At 64.3% G+C, this 25,426-nt stretch carries 27 protein-coding genes; 16 read left to right on the forward strand and 11 right to left on the reverse strand.

All coding sequences use genetic code 11. The features are described 5' to 3' along the window. Nucleotides 1–110 precede the first annotated feature (110 nt). Both AArcS_RS05155 and menD read left to right on the forward strand, forming a co-directional pair. Nucleotides 111–1,451 carry an isochorismate synthase gene (locus AArcS_RS05155; RefSeq protein WP_238479418.1) on the forward strand — a complete coding sequence of 447 codons (1,341 nt, stop codon included), beginning with the start codon at nucleotides 111–113 and terminating at the stop codon, nucleotides 1,449–1,451. A 2-nt stretch (nucleotides 1,452–1,453) separates the two neighbouring features. Beyond that, nucleotides 1,454–3,244 carry a 2-succinyl-5-enolpyruvyl-6-hydroxy-3-cyclohexene-1-carboxylic-acid synthase gene (gene menD, locus AArcS_RS05160; RefSeq protein WP_238479419.1) on the forward strand — a complete coding sequence of 597 codons (1,791 nt, stop codon included), beginning with the start codon at nucleotides 1,454–1,456 and terminating at the stop codon, nucleotides 3,242–3,244. Nucleotides 3,245–3,260: 16 nt separating this feature from the next. Here menD and AArcS_RS15905 read toward each other — a convergent pair whose 3' ends face one another. Beyond that, the gene (locus AArcS_RS15905) at nucleotides 3,261–4,163 is read right to left on the reverse strand and encodes a J domain-containing protein (RefSeq protein WP_375139634.1); all 903 of its coding nucleotides are present in this window, start codon (nucleotides 4,161–4,163) and stop codon (nucleotides 3,261–3,263) included. A 110-nt stretch (nucleotides 4,164–4,273) separates the two neighbouring features. On the opposite strand from AArcS_RS15905, the gene AArcS_RS05170 reads away from it, so the two are divergent. Beyond that, complete coding sequence (locus tag AArcS_RS05170) at nucleotides 4,274–4,825, forward strand: PH domain-containing protein (RefSeq protein ID WP_238479420.1); 552 nt, start codon at nucleotides 4,274–4,276, stop codon at nucleotides 4,823–4,825. Here the strand turns inward: AArcS_RS05170 and AArcS_RS05175 are convergent. Beyond that, on the reverse strand, nucleotides 4,822–5,205 hold the full coding sequence (locus AArcS_RS05175; RefSeq protein WP_238479421.1) for a hypothetical protein: 384 nt from the start codon (nucleotides 5,203–5,205) through the stop codon (nucleotides 4,822–4,824). The two genes, AArcS_RS05170 and AArcS_RS05175, sit on opposite strands and share 4 nt — an antisense overlap. 86 nt (nucleotides 5,206–5,291) lie before the next feature. On the opposite strand from AArcS_RS05175, the gene AArcS_RS05180 reads away from it, so the two are divergent. From AArcS_RS05180 to AArcS_RS05215, 8 genes are all read left to right on the forward strand, one after another. Further along, nucleotides 5,292–6,179, forward strand: coding sequence for a 1,4-dihydroxy-2-naphthoyl-CoA synthase (locus AArcS_RS05180; protein ID WP_238479422.1), 888 nt, complete (start codon nucleotides 5,292–5,294; stop codon nucleotides 6,177–6,179). Then, nucleotides 6,179–7,129 carry a 1,4-dihydroxy-2-naphthoate polyprenyltransferase gene (locus AArcS_RS05185; RefSeq protein ID WP_238479423.1) on the forward strand — a complete coding sequence of 317 codons (951 nt, stop codon included), beginning with the start codon at nucleotides 6,179–6,181 and terminating at the stop codon, nucleotides 7,127–7,129. The genes AArcS_RS05180 and AArcS_RS05185 overlap by 1 nt, the downstream gene beginning before the upstream one ends. After that, nucleotides 7,130–8,182 carry an o-succinylbenzoate synthase gene (gene menC, locus AArcS_RS05190; protein WP_238479424.1) on the forward strand — a complete coding sequence of 351 codons (1,053 nt, stop codon included), beginning with the start codon at nucleotides 7,130–7,132 and terminating at the stop codon, nucleotides 8,180–8,182. It begins immediately after the preceding gene. A 29-nt stretch (nucleotides 8,183–8,211) separates the two neighbouring features. Next, nucleotides 8,212–9,735 carry a class I adenylate-forming enzyme family protein gene (locus AArcS_RS05195; RefSeq protein WP_238479979.1) on the forward strand — a complete coding sequence of 508 codons (1,524 nt, stop codon included), beginning with the start codon at nucleotides 8,212–8,214 and terminating at the stop codon, nucleotides 9,733–9,735. Nucleotides 9,736–9,773: 38 nt separating this feature from the next. Beyond that, nucleotides 9,774–10,508 carry an NRDE family protein gene (locus tag AArcS_RS05200; RefSeq protein WP_238479425.1) on the forward strand — a complete coding sequence of 245 codons (735 nt, stop codon included), beginning with the start codon at nucleotides 9,774–9,776 and terminating at the stop codon, nucleotides 10,506–10,508. An 82-nt stretch (nucleotides 10,509–10,590) separates the two neighbouring features. Continuing rightward, complete coding sequence (dnaJ, locus tag AArcS_RS05205; protein WP_238479426.1) at nucleotides 10,591–11,748, forward strand: molecular chaperone DnaJ; 1,158 nt, start codon at nucleotides 10,591–10,593, stop codon at nucleotides 11,746–11,748. Nucleotides 11,749–11,843: 95 nt separating this feature from the next. Beyond that, complete coding sequence (locus AArcS_RS05210; protein WP_238479427.1) at nucleotides 11,844–12,326, forward strand: DUF7504 family protein; 483 nt, start codon at nucleotides 11,844–11,846, stop codon at nucleotides 12,324–12,326. A 100-nt stretch (nucleotides 12,327–12,426) separates the two neighbouring features. Next, complete coding sequence (locus AArcS_RS05215) at nucleotides 12,427–13,167, forward strand: acyl-CoA synthetase family protein (protein WP_238479428.1); 741 nt, start codon at nucleotides 12,427–12,429, stop codon at nucleotides 13,165–13,167. An 8-nt stretch (nucleotides 13,168–13,175) separates the two neighbouring features. On the opposite strand, the gene AArcS_RS05220 is transcribed toward AArcS_RS05215, so the two are convergent. The 3 genes from AArcS_RS05220 to AArcS_RS05230 all read right to left on the reverse strand — a co-directional run bounded on the left by AArcS_RS05220 (nucleotide 13,176) and on the right by AArcS_RS05230 (nucleotide 16,721). Continuing rightward, the gene (locus AArcS_RS05220; protein WP_238479429.1) at nucleotides 13,176–15,179 is read right to left on the reverse strand and encodes an AMP-binding protein; all 2,004 of its coding nucleotides are present in this window, start codon (nucleotides 15,177–15,179) and stop codon (nucleotides 13,176–13,178) included. Nucleotides 15,180–15,247: 68 nt separating this feature from the next. Next, nucleotides 15,248–16,285, reverse strand: a complete 1,038-nt coding sequence (locus AArcS_RS05225; RefSeq protein ID WP_238479430.1) for an NAD(P)/FAD-dependent oxidoreductase — start codon at nucleotides 16,283–16,285, stop codon at nucleotides 15,248–15,250. Between the two features lie 67 nt (nucleotides 16,286–16,352). Next, on the reverse strand, nucleotides 16,353–16,721 hold the full coding sequence (locus AArcS_RS05230) for a hypothetical protein (RefSeq protein ID WP_238479431.1): 369 nt from the start codon (nucleotides 16,719–16,721) through the stop codon (nucleotides 16,353–16,355). Between the two features lie 88 nt (nucleotides 16,722–16,809). On the opposite strand from AArcS_RS05230, the gene AArcS_RS05235 reads away from it, so the two are divergent. Beyond that, nucleotides 16,810–17,394 (forward strand): GNAT family N-acetyltransferase, encoded by a 585-nt coding sequence (locus AArcS_RS05235; protein ID WP_238479432.1) that lies wholly within the window; start codon nucleotides 16,810–16,812, stop codon nucleotides 17,392–17,394. A 4-nt stretch (nucleotides 17,395–17,398) separates the two neighbouring features. Here the strand turns inward: AArcS_RS05235 and AArcS_RS05240 are convergent, their stop codons facing one another. Continuing rightward, nucleotides 17,399–17,632 (reverse strand): DUF8142 family protein, encoded by a 234-nt coding sequence (locus AArcS_RS05240; RefSeq protein ID WP_238479433.1) that lies wholly within the window; start codon nucleotides 17,630–17,632, stop codon nucleotides 17,399–17,401. A 94-nt stretch (nucleotides 17,633–17,726) separates the two neighbouring features. Between AArcS_RS05240 and AArcS_RS05245 the strand changes: the two genes are divergently transcribed. Next, nucleotides 17,727–19,412: an acyl-CoA mutase large subunit family protein gene (locus tag AArcS_RS05245; RefSeq protein WP_238479434.1), complete on the forward strand. Its 1,686-nt coding sequence runs from the start codon at nucleotides 17,727–17,729 to the stop codon at nucleotides 19,410–19,412. Nucleotides 19,413–19,621: 209 nt separating this feature from the next. Continuing rightward, nucleotides 19,622–20,395, forward strand: a complete 774-nt coding sequence (locus AArcS_RS05250; protein ID WP_238479435.1) for a ferritin-like domain-containing protein — start codon at nucleotides 19,622–19,624, stop codon at nucleotides 20,393–20,395. Between the two features lie 159 nt (nucleotides 20,396–20,554). Here the strand turns inward: AArcS_RS05250 and AArcS_RS05255 are convergent, their stop codons facing one another. After that, complete coding sequence (locus tag AArcS_RS05255) at nucleotides 20,555–20,761, reverse strand: cold-shock protein (protein ID WP_238479436.1); 207 nt, start codon at nucleotides 20,759–20,761, stop codon at nucleotides 20,555–20,557. Nucleotides 20,762–20,902: 141 nt separating this feature from the next. On the opposite strand from AArcS_RS05255, the gene AArcS_RS05260 reads away from it, so the two are divergent. Next, complete coding sequence (locus AArcS_RS05260; protein WP_238479437.1) at nucleotides 20,903–21,172, forward strand: DUF7571 family protein; 270 nt, start codon at nucleotides 20,903–20,905, stop codon at nucleotides 21,170–21,172. Between the two features lie 89 nt (nucleotides 21,173–21,261). Here AArcS_RS05260 and ndk read toward each other — a convergent pair whose 3' ends face one another. From ndk to rpl7ae, 4 genes are read right to left on the reverse strand one after another with little or no spacing between them, the layout of a single operon-like run. Next, on the reverse strand, nucleotides 21,262–21,729 hold the full coding sequence (ndk, locus tag AArcS_RS05265) for a nucleoside-diphosphate kinase (protein ID WP_238479438.1): 468 nt from the start codon (nucleotides 21,727–21,729) through the stop codon (nucleotides 21,262–21,264). Continuing rightward, nucleotides 21,726–22,136: a 50S ribosomal protein L24e gene (locus tag AArcS_RS05270; protein ID WP_238479439.1), complete on the reverse strand. Its 411-nt coding sequence runs from the start codon at nucleotides 22,134–22,136 to the stop codon at nucleotides 21,726–21,728. The genes ndk and AArcS_RS05270 overlap by 4 nt, the downstream gene beginning before the upstream one ends. A 2-nt stretch (nucleotides 22,137–22,138) precedes the next feature. Then, nucleotides 22,139–22,363 carry a 30S ribosomal protein S28e gene (locus AArcS_RS05275; RefSeq protein WP_097007461.1) on the reverse strand — a complete coding sequence of 75 codons (225 nt, stop codon included), beginning with the start codon at nucleotides 22,361–22,363 and terminating at the stop codon, nucleotides 22,139–22,141. A gap of 9 nt (nucleotides 22,364–22,372) precedes the next feature. After that, entirely contained in the window at nucleotides 22,373–22,735 is a 363-nt protein-coding gene (rpl7ae, locus tag AArcS_RS05280; RefSeq protein ID WP_238479440.1) for a 50S ribosomal protein L7Ae, read from the reverse strand. Nucleotides 22,736–23,115: 380 nt separating this feature from the next. On the opposite strand from rpl7ae, the gene tmcA reads away from it, so the two are divergent. Continuing rightward, nucleotides 23,116–25,389: a tRNA(Met) cytidine acetyltransferase TmcA gene (gene tmcA, locus AArcS_RS05285; protein WP_238479441.1), complete on the forward strand. Its 2,274-nt coding sequence runs from the start codon at nucleotides 23,116–23,118 to the stop codon at nucleotides 25,387–25,389. Nucleotides 25,390–25,426: the final 37 nt, after the last annotated feature.

Here is a 25,426-nt window from a genome sequence, read left to right on the forward strand (position 1 = left end):
TCTACCTCTCGGGCGGTACCGGAACAAAAATCGGTCGTTTGTGTCGAGGCCTGTTGCTGTACGACGGGAGAGGGACAGGCTGAAGAACCCGCGCTCCTGAACGAGTATTAATGGAATCCCTGGGCAGTGGGGGCGACAGTCGGGACCTGACGGAGCAGTCCCTCGTGACACGACGTCGCCAGCTGCAGGCGATCTCGCGCCGTGCCGTACTCGATGCGTTTGGACCACCGCGTGCGGTCTGGACGCCTCCGGAGGGCCCGTCGTTCGTTGGCTGGGGTACCGCGGCGACGCTGTCAGCGGAAGGGAACGAGCGACTCACGACACTCCAGGCATCGGCAGATCGGCTGTTCTCCCGGATCGACGCCGACGATGCACCAGCCGCGACACGCCCACGGCTAGTCGGCGGGATGTCGTTTCACGATGCCCACGAGCCCGCCCCGCCGTGGACCGGCTTCGATAGCGCGCGATTCGTTCTGCCAGAGCTGCAATTGACCTGGACCGACGATACTGCCTGGCTGACTGCGAACGCCGTCGCTCCCGACGATCCTGCCACTGTCGACGACCGTGTCGAGAACGCGCTCGCCGAGATCGAGGGCGTGACCCCGACCGGCGGAATCGCCGAGCCGCCGGGTGTCGCCAGCCGGGAACGGTGCCCGTCGCGGGAGCGATGGCGCGAACAGGTTAGGGCCGCCATCGATCGGATCCGCGGCGGGGACCTGCAGAAGGTCGTTCTCGCACAGTCGTTATCGGTCGAACTGGAGCGGCAACTATCCCTGCCCGACGTCATCGCGCGACTTGACGTCTCCTATCCGGACTGTCAGCGGTTTCTCGTGCAGCCGGGAGACGGGCCGGTCTTTTTCGGCGCGACACCGGAACGGCTCGTCTCGGCTGCGGGGCGCACCGTCGAGACGGTTGCCCTCGCGGGGTCGACCGGTCGCGGGGACACCACCGAAGAAGACGAGTGGCTCGCCGCGGAGCTACTCGACAGCGAGAAGGACATCCACGAGCACGAACTGGTCGCCGACGCCGTCCGGACGCAGCTGTCGCCGTACGCGAGTTCGGTACAGACTGGCCAGCGCACGGTGCGAAAGCTGCCGACTGTCCAGCACCTCCAGACGCCGATCACGGCCGAACTCGACGACGCGGAACACGTGCTCACGCTCGTCAAAGCGCTGCATCCGACACCCGCAGTCGGCGGCTTACCGCCGGATGCCGCCTGGGAAACGATCAGGGAGACCGAGGCGTTCGACCGGGGCTGGTACGCGTCCCCGGTGGGATGGTTCGACGCCGCGGGCGACGGGGCGTTCGCGGTGGGGATCCGTTCCGCGGTCGCCGAGGGCGACCGGGCGACGCTGTTCGCGGGCGCTGGGATCGTCGCCGATAGCGATCCGGACCGCGAGTGGGACGAGGTACAGCTCAAGTACGGCCCGATGCTGGACGCACTGGAGTGACAATGACTGCACCCAATCGCAACACTCTCTGGGCGGAGACGCTGGTCAAGGAGCTCGTCGCGGGCGGAGTCGAGGGGGTCTGTGTCGCGCCGGGCAGCCGATCCACGCCGTTGACCGTCGCCGCCGCGGGACATCCCGATCTCACCGTCTACTCGCATCTCGACGAGCGGTCGGCCGCGTACTTCGCGCTCGGCCGGGCGCGGCGAACCGGCGAGCCGACGCCGCTGATCTGCACCTCCGGGACTGCGGCGGCGAACTTCTATCCCGCGGTAATCGAGGCGAATCAGGCCCGCGTCCCGATGATTCTCCTTACGGCGGATCGACCGCCCGAACTCCGGGATAGCGGCGCGAATCAGACGATCGATCAGGAGAAGCTCTACGGCAACGCAGTGCGGTGGTACCGCGACCTGCCCGAGCCGGAGCCGACCGGGAGAAAGCTCCGTCGACTCCGGACCGACGCCGCCCGCGCGGTTGCGGAATCGGTCGGCCATCCCTCGGGACCTGTTCACCTGAACGTCCCGTTTCGCAAGCCACTCGAACCTGTCGAGGTTTCGGGCGATGTCCCCGACGACCTCGCGGAGAAGGCCCCACTCGGGGTGGACGGCCGCGAAGGACCGTTCGTTCGGACGTCCGGTGGACGTATCGAACCGGACGATGCCACAGTCGCAGACCTCGTAGAGACGATCGAAGCGGCCGACCGCGGACTGTTCGTCGCCGGTCCCGCGGACCCACCAGTTCCGGACGTTGACCGCGGCGCACTCGCCGAATTCGCAGATCTGACGGGCTTTCCGATACTCGCCGACCCACTCTCCGGGCTTCGCTTCGGCGAGCACGTCACCGATACCCCCGTACTCGGTGGCTACGACGCCTACCTCGACGAGCGCGTCACCGGCGACTGGCCCGCCCCCGAGATCGTCCTCCGGATCGGTGCGTCGCCGACCTCGAAACCGCTGCGAAAATACCTCGCACGGACCGGGGCACGCCAGTATGTCGTAGATCCCGCCGGTGGGTGGCGAGAGGCGGAGTTCACCGTGACGGATCTCCTCGAAGCCGATCCGACCGCGCTCGTCGAGGCGGTTGTCGACCGATTGGAGGGCGAGGACGGGACCGCGACAGACGGCTGGCGCTCGCGCTGGCTCGACGCCGAAGCGGCCTACTGGGACCGGATCGGGACGGCCCGCGACGATGCCAGAAACGGCGAGCGGTTCGAGGGGGCGGTTGTCGCCGCCGCCGTCGAGGGCGCGCCCGACCCCGCCACGATCTTCGTCTCGAACTCGATGCCCGTTCGGGATCTCGACCGGTTTGCTCGTCCCGCAACTGCCGAGCTAACCGTTCTCGGAAACCGCGGCGCGAGCGGGATCGACGGCATCGTCAGCACGGCACTCGGCGCTGGGAGCGCGACCGACGAGCCGCTGGTGGCGATCACCGGCGATCTGGCCTTCTACCACGACATGAACGGACTGCTCGCGCTCGGCCGCTGCGGCGTCGACGCGACGGTCGTTCTCATTAATAACGATGGAGGCGGCATCTTCCACATGCTCCCAATCGAGTCCTTTGACCCGCCCTTTACCGACCAGTTCAAGACGCCCCACGGGCTGGACTTTGCCCCGACTGCGGAGCTGTACGAGCTCTCGTTTACTAGCGTCGACCGGCTGGACGAGTTCGCCGATGTGTACGGGGCAAGTCTCGACAGCGACGGTACGCAAGTGATCGAGTTTCGGATCGGAAGCCAGGAAAGTCACGATCGGCGGGCGGCGCTCCAGGAGTCGATCTGTGAGTGGCTGGGGACGTGAACGCCAGCCATTCGACTCACTGCTTCACGACGCTGGCTATGGCCAGTGCATAGCCGAACGGTATCCAGACCAGAAGGACGGCACTTACGACCCGCATCGTCAGTGGGAACAGTAGCCCGGTCGTGAACAGTGCCGCAGGGATGAGCACGCTCAGCGTACCGAACACGAGAACGCCGATGCCGGGGAGCGTCAGCAGGTAGCCAGCGGTGAGGAACAACAATACCCCGGTGGTGACACGAAGCGGGAGCAAAAAGATATCCGCGATCGTTGACACGAGTAGCATCGGGTAGATGAGCAACGACACGCCGACCAGAAAGCCCGTCTCCTGGCTGAGCGCTGGTATCAAGAAGCCGGTACTCGACGGATCGGTACTCGAATCGGTGACCGCGAACGAACTCCCACCGCCAGCCTGTTGAGCGTTGTCCCCGCTCGTTTCCGTCGCGCGGGCCGAATGTGACGCCGCGTCGCCGGTCGCCGATCCGCCAGTCGTTGCACCGCGCGTCGACGCTCCGGCGGTCGCACCGCTCGATTGCTCTGCCCACTCCCACGCCGACGTCCGACGTTCACGCCGTCGTCGCTGCCTCGCGTGGTGGCTCTCCCACCAGCCATCGGACGGGTCGCGACTGGCTGCTTCCCAGTCGACGCCGTCGAACTCGACGTCTTCGGCGCTCGTCGTGGTGTCTTCAGCCGTCTCCGTACCCACGTAGGCGGCATGGCCGATTCGGTCGTAGCGCTCACGCTCGTCCTCATCACCGAGCACATCCTCGGCGTCGACGACCTGCTTGAACAGCTCGCTGGCATCGTCCCGGTCGCTCTGATCCGGATGGTACTCTTTGACTTTCTCGCGGTAGGCGTCCGTGATCTCTGCCTGGGTGGCGTCCTCGGAAACCTCTAACACGTCGTAGAAATCCTCTGCCATCTGGCTGTTCGCCGACAGTTTCGATGGGACCGACTAAAACGTTCGGCTGCCGGGACAGCGAACGTCAGCCTACCTGTGAGGTATACAAGCGAGGATTCGGATAGTCACATATGGGGAGTTCACTGTTCGCGGAGACCGTCGAGGACGCCGACTGGCTCCATCTGGGGGAGGGAGAGGAGATCCACTGGACGGGCCGCCCCTCGAAGTTTACCATCGCAGGTGCGCTCGGACTGGCGGCGCTTGTCACCGTGCTCGGCTTTGTCGCGTCAGCGCTGCTGGCAGCGTGGGCTGATCTGCCGAACTGGGTGAGTGCCCTACCGCTGGGCGTGATGTTCGCGGGTATCGGCTGGGCGATCTGGGTCTATCTCGACTGGCTCCGCCTGCTGTACGTGATCACGGACGAGCAGATCTACGTCAAACACGGGCTGATCAGCCGTGACGTCACACAGATCCGGCTCGACCGCGTGCAAAACACTGCTTACGAGCAGTCGATCCCCGAACGGTTTCTCTCCTACGGCGACGTGAACATCTACACCGCGGGGACCAGTACCGAGGACGTGACCTTCCGGAGCGTCCCCAACCCCGAGCGGGTCAAACAAACGCTCACACAGCTGTTGAGTGAGCTGGGACGCGAGAGAAACGGCGCGAGACAGTCGATCTAGTAACCGTCTTTTGCAGGACTGTAATCGATCAACTCGACGCCGCCAAAGGAGAGGGCGTTCGGATGGTAACCGGAGAGCGGATCGAGGTAGCCGGTTGCTTCGAGCGTCGCCGCGATGACGACCTGCTCCTCGGCGAGAACATCCATCGTGTCCGCGACCCGCTCGACGTCGTGAGACCGACAGTAGACGGCGACGGGCTCCCAGGTGTGGCCCTCATAGTTTCGGAGGGCAACGGTTACGCGGTCGCCAGCGGCAAGTGCGGTTCCCTCGGCCGAGCCACAGCGCGTACACGGGACCTTCCCCCGCTCGTAATCCGGCACGACGCCGAGACCCCCGGCGACGGCGCCTGTCAGCTCGCGTACAATCTGTTCACTTTCCACGTGACCGCGTTCGGCGGCAGCCGACAAAAGGCTGGTCCGGCGCGCGACGGGAACCTATTTCACCATGACGGCCCGAGTTCGGACAAATGGTTTCGGAACTCATGCAGGAAGATCGCTGGGAGGCGATCGAGGAGTTCGATTTCGACGACGTGACCTACCACCGGTCGCGGACCGGCCACACCGTCCGGATCGCGTTCGACCGACCCGCGGTACGAAACGCGTTCCGGCCGAAGACGGTCGACGAACTGTACGACGCCCTGGATCACGCCAAACGCCAGACAGACGTGGGCTGTGTCCTCCTGACGGGGAACGGACCATCGCCGAAAGACGGTGGCTGGGCGTTTTCGTCGGGCGGCGACCAGGATATCCGCGGCGCTGACGGCTACGAGTACGAGGGCGACGAGGCGGGCGCGAGCGAGCACGGCCGCCTGCACATCCTCGAAGTCCAGCGTCTGATCCGGCACATCCCGAAGGTGGTCATCGCAGTCGTTCCGGGCTGGGCGGTCGGCGGCGGCCACAGCCTCCACGTCGTCTGTGATCTGACCATCGCCAGCGAGGAGCACGCGAAGTTCCTCCAGACCGATCCGGACGTCGGCAGTTTCGACGGCGGCTTCGGATCGGCGTATCTCGCCAGACAGATCGGCCAGAAGAAGGCCCGCGAGGTGTTCTTCCTCGGGAAGACCTACAGCGCCGAGGAGGCCGCCGATATGGGCATGGTCAACGAGACGGTGCCCCATGAGGAACTTGAAGCGCGAGCACTGGAATGGGGCGAGCGGATCAACGAGAAGAGCCCCACCGCAATGCGGATGCTCAAGTACGCGTTCAACCTCGATTCGGACGGGATGGTCGGACAGCAGGTGTTCGCAGGTGAGGCAACACGACTGGCGTACATGACAGACGAGGCCGCGGAGGGACGTGATGCCTTTGTGGAGGGGCGGAAACCGGACTTCGACGACGTTCCGTGGCGCTACTGATGACGGCGACAGCAACCGAAGAGCCGGAGATGTCCCGTGCGAAGGCGTGGCTGATCGCCAGCCGTCCACAGACCCTTCCGGCAGCCGCCGCGCCGGTGATCGTCGGCGTCGGCCTGGCCTACGACGCGGGGCTGTTCTCCGTCTGGCCTGCGCTTGCCGCGCTCGTCGGCGCGATGTTGATCCAGATCGGCACCAACTTCGCGAACGACTACTACGACGCGGTCAAGGGCGTCGATTCGGAGGACAGACAGGGCTTTACGCGGGTGACCAACTCCGGGCTGATCCCCGCCGAACAGGTAAAGCGTGCAATGGTTCTCACCTTCGCCGCGGCGCTCGTCGTCGGTACCTATCTGGTCTACGTCGGCGGCCTGCCGATCCTCGTGATCGGACTGGCGAGCCTCCTCAGCGGCTACGCCTACGCCGGCGGCCCCTTCCCGCTTGGCTCCCACGGCCTCGGGGATCTGTTCGTGTTCGTCTTCTTCGGCGTGATCGCGGTCGTCGGAACCTTCTACGTGCAGGCCGCGGACCTCCTCGCCGCCCCGCTCGCGATGACGATCCCCGAGGGAACAATCACGACGACTGCCGTGCTAGCCAGCCTGCCGATCGCCGGCATCTCGACGAACATTCTCGTCGTGAACAACGTCCGGGACCTCGAAACCGACCGCAAGGCCGGGAAGCGCTCGCTGGCGGTTATTCTTGGCTACCGGTGGAGTCGCGTCGAGTTCGTCGCCCTGCTCTCGCTTGCGTACGCCGTCCCTGCGTACTTCGCCGTCAGCGGCGAGTTCGGCCCGGCGATACTCCTGCCGCTGGCAACGTTGCCCTACGCGTGGCTCATCACGCATACGATGCTCACGCGAACTGACGGGGAGGCACTGAACCCCGCGCTCGAACAGACCGGAAAACTGCTGGCCGGGTTTGCAGTGCTGTTCGCGCTCGGAATGGTGATCTGAATGGACGCCGAGATGGTGGCCTTCGACCTTCCGCTCACCTCGCCGCTCTCGACTGCCGCCGGATGGATCGAGCGCAGGGAAGGGTGGGCGCTCCGGATCGACTCGGGCGGGACCACTGGCCTCGGCGAGGCGACCCCCCTTCCGGGCTGGACCGAATCGCTGTCGGCGTGTCGGGCCGGGATCACGGATGCGGTAGAGCAACTGAACGCCGATGATCCGGCGGCCGCACTCGCTGTGGTCGAGGAGCTCCCTGCTGCACGCCATGCCGTCTCGTTAGCCCTCGCAGACCTGCGCGCGACCGAGAACGACGAACCGCTGTACCGATCTCTCGGGTCGGTCGGCCGGACGACGCGGGTTCCGGTCAACGCGACGATCGGTGATGTGGGGCCGGATGTCGCCGCGACTGCAGCCCACGAGGCACTCGGGGAGGGATTCAGGGCGATCAAACTGAAAGTCGGAAATCGGCCGATCGAGAAGGACGTCGACCGCGTCGAAGCGGTGCGTGAGGCAGTCGGTCCGAACGTTGCCATCCGCGTCGACGCGAACGGTGCATGGAGCCGCGAGCAGGCCCGGCACGCCCTGACACTGCTTTCGGGGACGATCCTTGACTACGTCGAACAGCCGCTTGAGGCCGATGATCTGGCAGGTCTCGCCGAGTTACGGGAGTTGACCGGGATCGACATGGCGCTCGACGAATCGCTGGCGAGTCACTCCTTCGAGGAGATTCAGGGTGCGGATGCCGCTGACGTGCTCGTTCTCAAGCCGATGGCGCTCGGGGGACTCGACCGCGCCAGACGGATCGCGCGGGACGCCCGGCGCGAGGGGATTCGGCCGGTGATCACGACGACGATCGACGGCGTCGTCGCCCGAGCTGGAGCAGTACACCTCGCCGCCTCCCTCCCGGGAATCGACGCCTGCGGGCTGGCGACTGGCGGGATGCTCGCCGAGGATCTCGCGGCGGATCCCGCACCGATCGAGGAGGGGAATGCGGTTGTTCCACAGTACGCCGGGCTCGGGACGCAGGGGCCGTGGGAGCGAGGTGATGGGCGGTGACTGGCTGGCCGGACGCGGATCTGCTCGCGATGCGAGCCGTGACATCGCCCGACGCGCTCGCGGTGATCGACGCGGGCGACGGGTCGGGAGCGATAGACGAGGGAACGTCTGACGCCGGCCGACTGACGTACGCCGATCTCGACGCCCTCGTGGATGACCTCGCACGGCGGCTCTCGACGCTCGGAATCGAACCGGACTCACGCGTTGCTGCGCTTCTCGATACCGGTCTGCCCTTCGTTGCGGTCGTCCACGCGCTCGATCGGCTGGGTGCGGTGCTGGTCCCGCTAAACGTCAGGCTCACACAGCGGGAACTGGTCGAGCAGTGCGAGCATGTCGGCGTCGAGACGCTCCTTCATCCTGGCGATCGGGCCGAGCAAGCCGCGGACCTCTCGGCCGAACTGGACCGCGAGGTCGCTATCTTCGAGGTCGACGGCGAGGGAGAGGCCGATACGGTCTGGTCGACAGCGCCAGCGGATGCGTTACCTGCGATCGGGCGCTCGCAATCGGACCGCCGGCTCGTCCTCTTCACGTCCGGGACGACGGGTGAGCCGAAAGCGGTCCCGCTGACGACCGGAAACCTGGTTGCTTCGGCGGTCGGGTCGGCGTTCCGCCTCGGCGTCGTCCCGGACGATCGGTGGCTCTGTTGCCTGCCGATGTACCATATGGGCGGCCTTGCGCCGGTGCTACGCTCGACGCTGTACGGCACCTGCGTGGTTCTGCAGTCAACATTCGACGCGGAGCGAACGCCCGCACTCGCCCGCGAACACGAGGTGACCGCTCTCTCGCTGGTACCGACGATGCTGGCGCGGATCCTCGATGGGGACGCCGATCTCCCCGACAGCCTCCGCTTCGTTCTTCTCGGAGGTGGCCCGGCCGATCCGGCACTGATCGAGCGTGCCGACAGCGCGGGCGTCCCCGTCTGTCCTACCTACGGGATGACCGAGACAGCGTCCCAGATCGCGACCGCGCGGCCCGCGGAGGCAATTGCGCACGAAGGCACGGTTGGTCGCCCACTCCTCGGCACCGAGGTGTCCATCGTCGATGAGCAGGGAACGACGGTCGAAGCGGGAGACGTCGGTGAGGTAGTCGTCTCGGGACCGACTGTAACGCCGGGCTATCTGGACGATGCCGTGACCGAGCGATCGGTCGGCCCTCGCGGGCTACACACCGGTGATCTGGGCTACCGCGACGACGGGAACCGGCTCTGGATCACAGGGCGTCGGGCGGATCGGATCGTCACCGGCGGCGAGAACGTCGATCCGGTGGAGGTCCGCGAGACGCTTTGCTCCCACCCCGCAGTCGCGGACGCCGCAGTGGTGGGTCTCGACGATGAGGAGTGGGGCGAGCGCGTCGGGGCGCTCGTGGTTGTGAGCGACGGAGAAACGCCGGAACTGGAGCGCCCTGACTCCGAGGCGCTTCGGGCATACTGTCGCGATCGATTGGCAGGCTACAAGCTTCCACGTACTATCGAGTTTGCGGACACGTTACCGCGAACGCCGTCGGGGACCATCGACCGAACTGCAGTGCGGGTGCGCCTCGGAAACCCGGAGTAACCCGCGATTTTATTCGGATCCACCTCCGAGTAATACACGTGTGCACACTGACGCTCGCGTGGCAGGTCTTCGAGGACGCCGCGGTCGCCGTGGCGGCGAACCGCGACGAGGTACTCGACCGCCCCTCAACGCCGCCCGCGGTAATCGAATCCGGCCCGCGGATCGTCGCCCCACAGGACCAGGAGGCCGCAGGAACGTGGATCGGCTACAACGAACATGGTGTGCTGGTCGGGATCACGAACCGCTGGAACGACACCGACCTCGCCGGGGAGCGCTCGCGTGGCCTGCTCGTCCGGGACGCGCTATATCGGGAGTCCGCAGAAGCCGCGGGCCGATACGTCGAGCAAGCAGTTCGTGATCACGAGTACGCGGGGTTCAATCTCGTCGTCGTCGACCGGAACAGCGCGCTCTACTACGAATGGGACGGCCGATTGGGGTTCCGGCAGTTCGAGCCCGGCGTCCACGTCGTGGTGAACGTCGGCGCTGATGGTCGGTACACGATTCCGATCGACCGAAAATCGGCGGGCGAACAGCAGGCCGAGAACGCCGAACGACTCCGCGAGGTACTCTCGGTCGCGCCGGGAGAGGGTCTGGATGGATGGCGGTCGCGCGCCGAGTCCGTCCTCGCCAACCACGAGTACGGCGTCTGTATCCACGGCGAGGGCTTTGGGACGCGCTCGTCCTCAATCATCGCACTCGGGGGCGACGTTGCGTCCTATCGATTCGCCGACGGCCCACCTTGCGAGACGCAGTACCGTGATATCGACGTGTAGTCGGGAGCTCGAAGCACCCCGTGCGTTCCGCGGTCGAACCCGGTCTTTTCAAGTGTCTCAACCGACTACTGCGGCATAACGAATGAGCGAGGACTTCTACGACGTACTCGGTGTGAGCCGTGATGCCACCGAGGACGAGATCAAGCAGGCCTACCGGAAGAAAGCGAGCGAGTATCATCCGGACGTGAGCGACGATCCGAACGCCGAGGAGAAGTTCAAGAAGCTCCAGAAAGCAAAGGAGGTGCTGACCGACGAGGAGAAGCGCCAGGCCTACGACCGGATGGGTCACGACCGGTTCGAGCAGGCCAACAAGCGCGGCGGGTTCGACGGTGACCGTGGTGCCGGGGATCCGTTCGGCGGCGGAGCGGGGGGACCGTTCGGCGGTGCCGGGGGCGGTGGCGGCATGGGCGACATCTTCGAGCAGTTCTTCGGCGGAGGGGGCGGGCGAAGCCGCCGTGATCGCAAGGGGTCGGATCTCCGGACGCGGCTCCGTCTCGACCTCGAAGAGGTATACGAGGGCGTCGACAAGGAGATCACGATCCGCCGTCCAGAGACCTGTGGGACGTGTGACGGCGAGGGCCATCCCGAGGACGCCGATTCTCGAACCTGTCCGGAGTGTAACGGACAGGGGCAGGTCACGCAGGTTTCCCAGACTCCGCTCGGTCGAATGCAACAGACCCAGACCTGTCCACGCTGTGAGGGCGACGGGAAGATCTATTCCGAGCGATGTTCGGACTGTGGTGGCGATGGCACCGTCACCAGGGAGGCGACGCTGACCGTCGAAGTGCCTGCCGGAATCAAGGACGGCCAGACGCTCCGGATGGACGGCGAGGGCGCTCCCTCGGAAGGCCGTGGCCCCAACGGGGATCTGCTTATCGAGGTCTCGGTCACCGATCATCCCGACTTCGAGCGCGACGGTGACGACCTGCAACTGAACAAGGCCATCTCGTTCCCACAGGCCGTCTTCGGCGACACGATCGAGATCTCGACGTTCGATGGGGACGTCGAGATGGACGTCCCTGCAGGGACCCAGAGCGGTGAGACGTTCCGCCTGCGGAACAGGGGCATGCCCCGACTCCGCGGGCGTGGACAGGGTGATCTCTATGTACAGGTGCAGGTCGTTACCCCCGGAAGTCTCAACGAGGAACAGCGCGAGGCGCTCGAACAGTTCGCCGAGGCCGGTGGCGAGGAGATTGACGTCGAGAAGGGCTTTTTCGAGAAGATCAAGAGCTCCTTTTGAACTATTCCGGCCAGTAAACGGTACCTACCAGCGAGTATACGGGTCGTAACCAAGGTACCCCACCTGCTCGAAACGTATCGGGTGCACGTACAACGATGGATGCCGACTGCGACAGCCTCGCAGGAAGTGACAGTATTCTCGTGACGGGACCAGCACCGGACCGGTACAACCGGGCCGGAGAGCTACTCGGCCCCGGACCGACAGTGATCGCGCCGTCGAACGGGATTTCGACGGAAACTCTCAACGCGTCAACCGTCGTGCCAGCGATCGAGGTGGACACCAGGGCGCTTATCGAGGTGGGGATCGGTCTCTCACGTCGGGTGGATGAGCTCACTGCGCCGGATGTCCTGCTCGACCTGACACGACTTGGTTCGGACCAGTCTGGCGTTCCACTGTCGATGTTCAGATTCCTGTTGTTGGTCCGCCAGCGCGTCACTGCGACGGGCGGTCGGCTCGTGTGCACCCTCGACGGAGCGGTTGACCCGGCCGTCCGGCAGACTTTCGCAGAGTTGGTCGACCGAACGGTTCGGCTCGAAGCGACCCACGACTGGCGAACGGCAGGGGGACTGTCGCCGTAGCCGGTGGGTGCCGTGTCAGCCACTCCACACGGGATACTCGAAACCGACACGACACACACGAAACTCCGTCTTTTTGAACGATGGGTCCATAGTCCAGTCCATGGAACGGCTCGACGAAGACACGGTTCGGACGCTTGGCGACTTGCTCCCCCGCGAGCGGCGCTCGGGGGCGGTCGCGGTCCGTGCTGATGGCGACACCGACCACGTCTACACCTACCAGCGCTTTCTCACGACCGCGTGGAAGACGGGGAACTTCTTTCGGCATCTCGGTGTTCGTGAGGGCGTCACTGTGGGTATCGTCGCGGAGCCGCGCCCCCAGCCCCTGCTCGGACTGTTCGGCGCGACGCTGCTCGGCGCACAGGTGCGGCTGGATCCCCCCGAAGCGATCGATGCCAGGGTGGTCCTCGCACCGACCGACCGTATCGAGCGCTACGAACTCCCACCGGGCGGCCAGAGAGTGGGCTATGCGGCGAGCCCCAGCGAACCAAGCGTCCGATACTTCGAGGAGAACATCTGGAGCGAGAACCCCACAATCCCGCCGGAGGATCGGGATCCCAAGGCGACTGCTATCGTGACCGACGACACGTCCTACAGCCACGAACACCTGCTCAGCACGGCCTTCGATACGGTCGAACGCCTCTCGCTGGGTCCCGGCGAGATGGTCGCCGTTCGTGCACCGCTTGCAGATCCCAGAACTGTCGCAGCAGGGGTTCTCGCACCGTTGCTGGGCGGAGGAGCTGTCCAGCTCGGTGCCGATGGATCGGACGCCGATGCCGAAATCGTGGCCGACGTGGAGCCAGCTACCGATCGGTGGCTCGACGTCTCGGACATCACCGTCTGAACGGGACGCTATCGTGCGGCCTCGATGGCGTCGATGGCTTCGGGGTTCTCGACGCTTTCGAGGTCGCCGAGATCCTCGCCGGTGTAAGCGGCTGCGATGGCCCGACGGACGATCTTGCCACTCTGTGTTTTCGGAAACTCCTCGACGAACAGTATCTCCCGCGGTCTGAACGGCTTGCCGAGTTCCACGCCGACGCGCTCGCGGAGCTCCCGTTCCAGCTCCTCGCTGGGCTCCGCGTCGGCGTCGAGTACGACGTACGCCACCACCGCCTGCCCCGTCGTCTCGTCCGGGACGCCGACGGCAGCAGCCTGATTGACGGCGTCGTGATCGATCAGTGCCCCCTCGACCTCGGCGGGACCGACCTTTCGTCCGGCGACGTTGAGTGCGTCGTCGGCCCGTCCGTGGAGAAACCAGAACCCGTCCTCGTCGATCTGTGCCCAGTCGCCGTGATCCCAGAGGCCCTCCCACGTCGACCAGTACTCCTCAATGTACCGCTCGTCGCCGCTCCAGAGCGAGTTCGTCATCGAAGGGCAGGAATCGCGGGCAACGAGATAGCCGCGTTCGTGCTCGTCGGCAATGGAGTCGCCCGCGCTATCGACGATGTCGATGTCCATGCCCAGCCCCGGCCCACCGAGAGTACAGGGTTTGAGCCGCTGTATCGGCATCGGCATGAGGAAGCAGCCCATGATTTCGGTCCCGCCGGAAATGTTGATAATCGGGCACTCTCCCCCGCCGACGCGCTCGTAGAACCAGCGCCAGGACTCGGGATCCCACGGCTCGCCCGTCGAGCCGAGCAGGCGCAGGCTCGACAGGTCGTGGCCATCGAGCCACTCCTCGCCGTGCTTTCGGAGTGCGCGGATCGCCGTCGGTGAGATGCCAAAGGTCGTCACGTCGTGGCGGTCGATCAGTTCCCACAGGCGGTCCGGTTCGGGATGATCTGGTGCACCTTCGTAGAGCACGACCGTCCCGCCAAAGGTGTGGTTACCAAGCAAGGTCCACGGCCCCATCATCCAGCCGATATCCGAGAGCCAGAAAAACCGGTCGTCGGGCTGGTGGTCGAAGCCGAAGTAGATCTCCTTGGCTGACTGGACGAGTGCGCCCGCATGTGTCTGGACGATCCCTTTTGGCTTGCCGGTTGTGCCAGAGGAGTACAACACCATTGCGGGGTGATCGGCGGGGAGCGATCTCGTCTCGTACTCGTCGTCCGCCGACATCACGGCGTCGTCCCACCATTCGTCGCGCCCGTCAGTCCATGACAGATCCAGCCCGCCGTCGTTCCGACTGCCCAGCCGATCGTGGACGATCACGGTCTCGACGCCGCCAGTCTGTGCAAGCGCGTCGTCCGCGGTCGGTTTGAGCGCCACCGGCTCGCCGCGCCGGTAGAACCCGTCGGCGGTAAACAGCACGTCGGGGTCGGCGTCCTCGATCCGCGTCGCGACGGCGTCTGTGCCGAATCCGGAGAAGATCGGGACGGCGATCGCACCCGCCGCCAGACAGCCATAGAGGATCGAGACGACCTCGGTGACCATCGGCATGTACAGCGCCACGGTGTCACCGGGATCGACGCCCCGGTCGTCGAGAGTGTTCGCGACGCGCCCTGTCTCCGTAGCAAGCTTTTCGAAGCTCATCTGCCGAACCTCGCCCGGTTCGCTCTCCCAGATGATCGCGGTGTCCTCGCGGGACGCCTCGTCGGCCGCCTGCCGGTCCACGACGTTGTGCGCGGCGTTGATGCGTCCGCCGGGATACCAGTCTGTAAACTGCGGACCGTCCGAGTCGTCTCGTACAGTGTCGTACGGCTCGAAAAAGTCGATGTCGAGATACTCGACGACCTCGTCCCAGAACCAGTCGATGCCCGAGTTAGGCTCGCCTTCGATCTCCCTGGTCGTGCGGGCGATTAACTCGTCGTAGTCGTCGATCCCGTACTCGCGCATGAACGCGGCGACGTTGGTCGACTCGACGAACTCCGGTGAGGGCTCGTGAACGATCTCGTCGACGTCGCTGAGAGACGGCATACTCCGCGATTCTACACGAACGATTAAGAAGGTTCGCCGCGGGACGATCAAGACGGTTCGCTGCGCCCTCAGACCCTGTAAACGATTCGCTCGCCGGTATCCAGTCCATTTCGCAGGGCGGCATGCACCCGACCCTCGCCGGCAACCCAGTCACCGACACAGTAGAGGTCGTGGTCTTCGGCCGACTGGACCGGGCCGCCGTGAACGCCCTCCTCGGGCAGTGCGTACCGCCACCCCTGGTAGTCAGTCCAGTCGGGGTCCGCGAGTCGTTCGTCATCGAACAGCTCGGCCGTCCGCTCTGTCAGCTTCGCGACGTTCCGATCAGCCGGTTCGTCGTAGTTGTCGGCTGACCACTCGTGGCCAGCCTGAACGACGAGCAGTGACTCGCCGTCGGGGACGTGGCCCGGCTTGCACTCCTCGCGGGCGACCCAGCCGATCTCGTGCTCCCTGTCGGTGTTGATGAGCGCGTAGTAGGGGCGGTCGATCTCGAAGGGGTAGTGCAGGAGGGCGGTCCAGACGGAACTGTAGTCGACGTCGCGGACCGCATCGAGGAGATCGGCGCGGACATCCTCGTCCCAGTCGGCATCGTCCAGCAGGTCCGCGGTCTGTGGTGCTGGCGGGTTCAGTACGAGAGCGTCGAACGGCCCCCAGGACTTGCCGTCCGCGTCGGTGACTTGCCATCCATCGTCGTCGCGACTGAGCGTCTCCGCACGCGTCTCGAGGTGGATCGTCGCGTTGGTCTCACGGAGCAGTCGCTTCGCGATCTGTGTCAGTCCGGCCCGGTAGGTCCACTTGTGCTCGTCAGCGTCTCGACCCTCCGAGATCTCTCCGTCCCCGGTGAACGTCCAGATGGGTTCGGTGACGTCGACCAGCCCCTCGTCGTCGAGCGTCTCTGTCAGGAGTTCGACGACGCGTTCGTCGTCTGATTTAACGTAGTTCGCGCCGTAGTCGTACGTGATTTCGTCACGGCGGCGCGTCGCCGCGCGGCCACAGACGCCACGGGACTTCTCGAGGATCGTTACGTCTGCATTGGGTCGTGCACCGTCGATCACGTACGCCGTCGCCGCGGCCGCCGCGCCAGCGCCGACGATTCCAATCTCAGTCATCGACGTTGTTAGGGGTCACGCCAACAAAAACAGCGCCCCTGACGACCCGATGGTTCATCGTGAAGTCTTACTCCGCCTCGGAGCCGTCGTTCGACTCGTCCTCGCTGGGAGCCAGCCAGGTCAGTGCGATACCCAAAAAGACGAGGGCGGCGACGGCAGTGTTGCTGAACCCGCTCGTTCCGAGCAGTTCCAGGACGACGCCGTAGCCGCTCCCGACGAACAACATACCGCCGCCGACGAGCGCGTAGGTCGATTCGCCGCGGGTCACTTCCATCACACCGAGAACCGCCGCTCCGACGAAGATCAACCCACGGGCCGACCGCTCTGCCCACTGTTCACCCGTCACCAGCGCGTACACCCCAACGACCGCGATAGCGAGAAAGACGGCCAGTAGTGACACCGACTGCGCCATCGTAATCCGCTCTTGCGACACCATACCCGTCGATTAACTTCCGGGGGCACCAAACTTGTGATTCGACCGTATCCGCACAACACATTTACCCCGTGGTCGGCTACACGTTGATATGTACGTCCGGGACGCGAAAAACCGAGAGGAAGTCTGGCTACTGGACCACATCGAGGCGATGGGGCTGGACGAGACGGCGTTTCGTTCGCGTGATTACGTCATCGCGCTCGACGAACAGTCCGGGACGAAAGCGGGCTTCGGTCGGATCCGAATCCACCGGACCGAAGACGACGAACTCTGCGAGCTAACGAGCATCGGCGTCCTCGATGGCTGGCGTGGACAGGGCGTCGGCGCACACGTGGTCGAACGCCTCATCGAACACGCACGCGATGAGGGGTTCGAGCACGTCTACAGCCTCACCGACGAGCCGGGCTATCTCACCCAGTTTGGCTTCCGGGGGATCTCGACCGACGAGCTCCCGACAAAGCTACAGGATCGTTTGGACGCCAAGCGTGACAACATCGCTCCCGATGCCGTCCCACTGGCGATCGAAATTGGCGAGTTCGAGATGCCACCGCGACTTCGCGAGCGGTTCAAGACCGCGCGAGAAGACGGTGCTGACGAGCCTGACGACGCCGAAGAGCCAGCCGAGGACTTCGGTATCGATCCCGAGACTGCGACGTACAAGTACGATACGAGTTGACCGACTAGGCTCCGTGGCTCTCGCCGACGCCATATTTGAACGCGATCCAGCCGATCACGGTGACGAAGATGATCGGCGGGAGCATAACGAACACCCATAGCGGTTCCGCACCCCAGATCTGGACCAGAATAATGTTCCCGATCCCGAGCAAAAGGAAGGGGAGAATGTAGAGCGCCGCTCTGACACGGCTTGTGCCCGGCGAGTCCTCATCGTCGGTCTCCGGGATGGGCGCACTCATTGTTGTTTACCTCCGTACCACACGATCAAAAACGACGCGGTCTCCGGGAGATCGGCGCCAACTCTTATACTCGATGCCCTCAAGGTGGAAAACGATGTTCGACCCCGAGGAGCTGGAGGCGATCCGCTCAGGAAAGGACGAGTGGGAACGCGAGCAGGTCGAGCCGACGCTTGACCGCTTCGGAGAGCGTAAACAGGGGTTCACTACGGATACTGGGGGACAGACGGTCGACCGACTCTACACGCCCGCGGATCTCGCCGATCACGACTACGACGAGGACCTCGGCTTTCCGGCAGAAGAGCCGTACACCCGGGGCGTCTACCCGACGATGTACCGTGGACGGCTCTGGACGATGCGCCAGTACGCAGGAATGGGAACGGCCGAGGAGACCAACGAGCGGTTTCACTATCTGCTCGACCAGGGCCAGACGGGTCTCTCGATGGCGTTTGACCTGCCGACCCAGATGGGCTACGACTCCGATAACCCGATGGCACAGGGGGAGGTCGGCAAATCCGGCGTCGCGATCGACTCGTTGCGGGATTTCGAGACCGTCTTCGACGGTATCCCGCTTGATGGCGTCTCGACGAGTATGACGATCAACGCCCCCGCGTCGGTGCTGCTCGCGATGTACATCGCGCTCGGTGACCGACAGGGGGTCCCCCGCGAGCAGCTCCGCGGGACGATTCAAAACGACGTGCTCAAAGAGTATATCGCCCGGAACACCTACATCTACCCGCCCGAACCCTCGATGCGGCTCATCACGGATATCTTCGAGTTCTGTGCCGAGGAGGTGCCGAACTTCAATACGATATCGATCTCCGGCTATCACGTCCGGGAGGCGGGGGCAACAGCCGCCCAGGAACTCGCGTTCACTCTCGGGAACGGGATCGAGTACGTGCAGGCCGCGGTCGACACCGGCCTCGACGTCGACGAGTTTGCGCCACAGCTATCCTTCTTTTTCGCCGCCCACAACAACATCCTCGAAGAGGTCGCGAAGTTTCGCGCCGCCCGCCGGATGTGGGCGACGATTATGGACGAACAGTTCGGGGCCGAGAAAGCAGCCTCGAAGCAGTTGAAGTTCCACACCCAGACCGCTGGCTCGACGCTAACCGCACAGCAGGTCGACAACAACGTTGTACGGGTAGCCTATCAGGCGCTTGCCGCAGTACTCGGCGGGACCCAGAGTCTGCACACGAACGGCAAAGACGAGGCGCTTGCACTCCCGACCGAGGACTCGGTCCGGACAGCATTACGAACCCAGCAAATCCTCGCCCACGAGTCGGGTGCCGCGGATACTGTCGACCCGCTCGGCGGGAGTTACTATGTCGAGTCGCTGACCGACGAACTCGAAGCCGAAGCGCTGGAGATCCTCGACTCAGTGGACGAGCGCGGCGGGATGCTCCGGGCAATCGAGGAGCAGTGGGTCCAGCGCCAGATCCAGAATGTCGCCTACGACCGCCAGCAAGAGACGGAGTCGGGCGAGCGGATTGTCGTCGGTGTCAACGAGTTCGAGATCGACGAGGACGGACAGGCGATGGACCTGGAGGAGGTTACCGAGGAAGACGAGCGTCGGCAGCAAGAGCGTCTGGCGTCGGTCCGCGAGCAGCGCGACGAAGATGCCGTCGAGGCCGCGCTCGACACGCTTCGGGAGACGGCACAGAGCGAAGACAACCTGCTTCCGCCGATGATCGAGGCGGTCAAAGCCTATGCAACGGTCGGCGAGATCTGTGACGTCCTTCGCGAGGAGTTCGGCGAGTACCGCGGCGCTGGCGCTCTCTGACGGGATCTGAAGCATCCTAACTTTCACGGGGGGTATACTTACTCTGAATAAGTGTAGCTTGGACGACGTACTCTCCGGGTTTTGCCTGCAGTATGGGGTCGTACTACAGTAATATTTTCCCTCAGTATTTCGGAGTTGTATCGGGGTATCGATTTTCGTCTATGTGAAGCAGTCACATAACTAACTGGTCCCCATACCCACTCAGTTATGTGTCGCAAGATACCAGCGGTGACGACGGCGAACCGATCGATCGGACGAACAACACACGACGACAGGTCATAGCGGGGTCGGCCGGTGCGATTGGCGGATTCGCGCTCGGTAGTACCTTCGGTGTCGGCTCCGCGTTTGCCGACGAGCACGGTGACGATGAAGCGGAGATGCCCGACGATGTCCCGCCCGAAGCGGTCGAAAACGAGTTCGAGGACGACATCGAGATCCTCAACTTCGCGTTGACACTCGAGTTGCTCGAAGCTGATTTCTACCGGCAGGGTCTCGACAACCTCGACAGTGAGGAGCTGATTAATACCGTTCTCGATAACGTCAGCCACGACAAGCGTCCTGACACGGGCTCTATCGCGACGTTCCACGACAAGCTCCAGGATCAGCTGTTCGATGAGCTCGAGACGATCAGGGATCACGAGATCGATCACGCGGAGACGCTCACGGCCACGATCGAGGAGTTCGGCGGCGAGCCCGTCGAAGAACCGGAGTTCGAGTTCGGTGAGGCTGTCGAGGACCCGGCCGCGTTCATCGCGACCGGTGTGGCACTCGAAGACACGGGCGTATCCGCCTACGCGGGGGCGGCCCCGTTCATCGAGAACGAGGATGTCGTCCCGCCCGCGCTCAGCATTCACAGTGTCGAGGCACGCCACGCCTCGTTCCTCCGGGTGCTCAACGCCGAAACGGGCTTCCCCACGCCGTACGATCAGCCCCGGTCCCGATCGGAAGTCCTCGACATCGCGTCGGATTTCATCGTCGACTGACCGAGCGGATCAGCGATCGACGGATCGATCTGGGCCGACGTGTCGCAACTCTTTTTGAGGGGAACTGGACGAGGAATCAGCCATCGAACGATAGACAACGACTACAGCAACTGCTATGCCCTGTGAAAAAATGGAAAATTGCCGGCTGCGAAGCCTCGTTTATAGTCGGACGAGGTTCGTCGCGCGGGGTCCCTTGGGGGATGATTCAATATCGAACTCGACGTCCTGCCCCTCTTCGAGGTCGGGACCGCCGACATCTTCCATGTGGAAGAAGACGTCTTCGTCGTCATCGACGTCGTCGCTGTCTGTCGAAATGAAACCGTAACCGCCTGTGTCGTTAAAGAAGTCGACCGTACCTTCTGCCATTACATACTACCCGAGGAGCGTATGCCTGATAACACTTGCGAAGCAACGTTGCCACGACACGTCGTCCCGCACCCGACTGGCGGTGTTTGCCATGGGGGACAGATACTTGTGATGTGATCACATACCACCAGCCGCATCGCTATGAAACCGTGCCACAGCTGTCAGGCGGTCATCGACGAGTACATATTGGACAAACAACTCGAACCCCTGCGCGAACTCACAGTCGACGACTTCAACCTCTGTGCGGAGTGTGTAACAGTCGTCGACAACGAGTGTATCGAATGTGGCGGCGCGGTCTACGTTCCCGACGGCGAAACGGAGAGTCCGGACTACTGCCCGGCCTGCCGGGCCGAGATGATCGACCGGACGGGCCAGGATCCCGGCTGGCGGGCGACCCGGATCTCCGGCTGATCCCTCTCGAACGACGTCTTCGATTATTCGACCGGTGAGCAAGAGCTACGAAGTAATAAAATAGGGAAACTCGCTCCGGAGCGACAGCGTTACTCGTAGAGCCAGGTCGACTCGTGGAAGTCGTACTCGACAAGTTCGTCGTCGTCGAAGAACAGCGCGATCTCGCGTTCGTTAGCACCTTCGTCCTCGTGATCGGACGCGTGGACCACGTTGCGCCCGAGGTCGACGGCGTAGTCGCCACGGATCGTTCCGGGCGCGGCCTCGGCGGGATCGGTCGCGCCGATCATCTGCCGGACCTGTCGCGTCGCGTCCTCGCCCTCCCAGACCATCGGGACGACGGGGCCGGACGTGATGAACTCAACGAGGTCGTCGAAGAAGGGTTTGTCCTCGTGTTCGCCGTAGTGGTCTTCGGCCTGCTCACGGGAGAGTCGAGTGACTTTCGCCCCCACGAGCTTCAGCCCTCGGTCCTCGAACCGGCCGATGATCTCGCTGACGAGCCCTCGCTGGAAGGCGTCCGGCTTGATCATGACGAACGTTCGCTCGCGCTGGTCGCTCATTGTTTGTCCTCGTCTACGTCTTCGGCGTCTTCCTCAGCTTCTTCAGCCTCAACGTCTTCCTCGGCTTCGTCGGCCTCAACGTCTTCCTCAGCTTCTTCAGCCTCAACGTCTTCCTCAGCTTCTTCAGCCTCAACGTCTTCCTCAGCTTCTTCAGCCTCAACGTCTTCCTCAGCCTCGACGTCTTCCTCAGCTTCTTCTTCTCCTTCGGCTTCAGCGTCCTCCTTGTCGGCCCAGTTACCGCCTTCTCTGGTCCATTCGAGGTCGCGCGGTTCGCGTCCGAGGAAGTAGTTTTTCTCGCACTTCGAGTCGGCGAAGTGGAGCACGGTTCCGTCGGTACGGACGTACATGATGCCCGTACCGGGCTCGATCTCCTTGCCGCTGTAATCACACGTTCGGTGCTGCACCATTGTTACTGACCTCCGATCGAATCGGCTTCGCGGGCAGTTTCACGGAGCTGGAGGACGTCGCCCTCTCGAACGGGGCCGAGAACGTTCCGGGTGATGATCCGTCCCTGGTTCTCGCCCTCCCGGATGCGGCATTTGACCTGCATGGCCTCGCCGTGCATTCCGGTCTTTCCCACGATCTCGATGACTTCTGCGGGCGTGGATCCGCTTTCAGACTCTTCTGCGCTCATGGGAGATCTCTACTGAAGGTCCTCGACCTTGGTTGCGATCTCGTCGACATCGTCGGACGCCTCGCCAGCGTCGACGATCGCCGCGGCGGCGCTCCCGACTTCGAGACCGGCCGCGTGGCCGACGTCGTCCTGCGTCTCGATGAAGATGACCGGGATGCCCTTCTCGTCTGCGAGCTCGGGAAGGTGCATCACGATCTCTTCGGGCTGGACGTCCTCGGCAACGAAGACGAGGTCTGCGTTGCCGCGCTCGATCGCTTTGGTGGTCTCGTTCGTTCCTTTCTTTACAGCTCCGGTGTCTCGTGCGACTTCCAGGGCCTCGACGGCGTCGTCCTGGAGGTCGGCTGGTACGTCGAAATCTACGTATACTGGCATTGTTAGTCACCTCCCGCACGTGGGCTCGCGCTCCCCTGCTGTCCGGGCCGCCCTGTTTGGGCACCCGGTCCGATCGCCCGATGGCGACCGGCGAAAGTCCTGTATAGCTAGGAGCATCATCAACCCCGCGCAGGCTGTACACATCCGTTGCACACCACTCCATAAAAGCGCTTTCAAACGTCTGAGGGTGTGGTGAGCCCTCACAGGGGAGTTCCGATTTGACGCGGTTCCGGAGGGTCCGCCTCGCGTCATCGAGCTCCCGGACGATCCGTGTCGTGTCGCAGACTCGCTTTTTCGACGGTCCAACGAATCCAAGAGGCGTCCGGTCGCTCGAACTGCTGGGAACGAACTCATTTGTACGTCCCGAAGTGAGGGATCCTATGGACGTGGGAGCGGTCGCGAGCGCATTGCGACGCGAGGCCATGGAGACGAACGAGCGCCGACTGCTGGTGCTCTCCGGTGAGCAGTCACCCTGTCACGACGCGGCAAAAAGCGCGCTCGATGCCGCCCGTATCGATCGGAGGGAGACGACGCTCGTCGGCTCGGCCGACGCGCTGGGCTGTGAACGCGTTGCACACCGAAACGCCGACGAACTGCTCGGCCGGACCCGTGAAGCGGTGGTCTTCGACGCCCACGACGGATTGCCGCCGAGCGCGCTCGGCCGAATCGTGGGCGCGGTCGATGGTGGCGGGCTTCTCGTGCTCTGTACCCCCTCCCTCGACGACTGGCCGGACCAATCGGACCCGTTCGACGGGACTCTTGCTGTCCCGCCCTTTGATGTCGACGATGTCACGGGCAACTTCCGTCAGTGGTTCGTCGAGCGGCTCCGGGCCCACCGTGGGATCGCCATCCTTGACGTCGACAGTGGGCATGTGGAGTGCGACGGGTTAACCGACCCGGTACCTCGGCTCGTCGACTCGCGGGAGCGCCCCACTCCGCGTGGAGACGTCTTCCCCGACGGTGCCTACGATGCCTGCCTGACCGACGACCAGGCGAGAGCGGTCCGGGATCTCGAATCCCTTGCTGAGCCATCACAGGCTGTCGTCGTTGAGGCGGACCGCGGTCGCGGGAAGTCCAGTGCCGCAGGACTGGCAGCCGGAAGCCTCGCAGTGGGTGGGGACGACGTACTCGTCACCGCCCCCCGGTTCCGGAGTGCCGCGGAGCTGTTCGCGCGGGCGAGCGAGCTGGTCGACGTGCTGGGGGCCGAGAGGGAGTCAGGGGATACTGCCGCGGCCCACGGAAACGTTCCTCAGCGAATCGATCTCCCCGGAAGTGGATCGGTGCAGTTCGCGGAACCGATCGTTGCGGCCGAGCGCGCGGAAACGGCTGATGTTCTCCTCGTGGACGAAGCAGCCGCCTTTCCAGTCGCACTGCTCGAACGGTTCCTCGCGGCCGACAGGGTTGCCTTCGCAACGACGGTGCACGGCTACGAAGGTGCTGGCCGGGGCTTTTCGGTTCGCTTCCGGGACCGGCTCGACGAGAGCGTCCACGAGGTCACCGACGTCTCGTTGTCCGATCCGATCAGGTACGCGCCGGGCGATCCCGTCGAGATCTGGGCGTTCGACGCCCTGTTACTCGATGCTCGTCCCGCGGTGGCACCGCTCGCCTATGACGCCACGCCCGAGCGTGTGGAGCACCGGGAACTCTCGGCTCAGGAACTTCTGGCTGATGACGTGCTGTTCAGGGAGACGTTCGGATTGCTGGTACTGGCGCACTACCGGACTGAGCCGAACGACCTCGCGCGCCTGCTCGACGCGCCGAACCTCGTCGTCCACGCTCTACTGGTAGACGGTCACGTCGTCTCGGTCGTCCTGCTGGCGCGGGAGGGCGGCCTGTCGGACGACCAGCGAGCGCGAATGTACGACGGCGAGCGCGTCCGGGGGAATCTGTTACCCGACCTGGTAACGACCCAGTTGCGCGACGAGCATGCCGCCGTACCGACCGGCTGGCGGGTCCTCCGGATCGCCACGCACCACGCGGCCAGATCCCGCGGCCTCGGCTCGGCGCTGCTCGATGCTGTACGGGAGCACGCAATCGATGAGGGGCTGGACTGGCTCGGTGTCGCCTACGGTGCGACACCCGAACTTCTCCACTTCTGGGATACCAACGGGTTCTCGACGCTTCATCTCTCGACGACGAGAAACGACACCAGCGGCGAGCACTCCGCGGTCATGATCGATCCGCTCTCGGAGGCAGGGCACGCACTTCGTGATCGAACGGCGGAGCGATTCCGCGGGCGCATCGCCGGTGTTCTCTCGGATGCGCTCGACGACGCCGATCCCGATATCGTGCGGGCGACCCTGCGCACGATTCCGGGATCAGTGTCGACTGACCTCACTGACTGGGACTGGCGCGTCGTCGTTGGTGCGGCATACGGGCCGGGGCTCTACGATGTCTCCCCGCGACCGTTCCGCCGTCTCGCACTCGCGTACTTCGTCGACGCTTTTGAGGGCGAGGCCCGACTGGACGACCGACAGGAGCGCTTGCTCGTCTTGCGTGTCCTGCAGGCTCACGACTGGGAGGAAGTCACCGACCGGCTGGGGTATCATTCGACGGGGGAGTGCAAACGGGCGATCGGCACCGTGTTCCAGCCGCTCGTCGACCGGTACGGTACAAAGACGGCGCTCGAAGAGCGGGCGCGGTACCGGGACTGAGGTCGAAACCCCCATTTGCCGACACGGCCAAACCGAG

It is taken from the genome of Natranaeroarchaeum sulfidigenes (genome assembly GCF_017094485.1).
In the GTDB taxonomy this organism is placed as follows: Archaea; Halobacteriota; Halobacteria; order Halobacteriales; family Natronoarchaeaceae; genus Natranaeroarchaeum; species Natranaeroarchaeum sulfidigenes.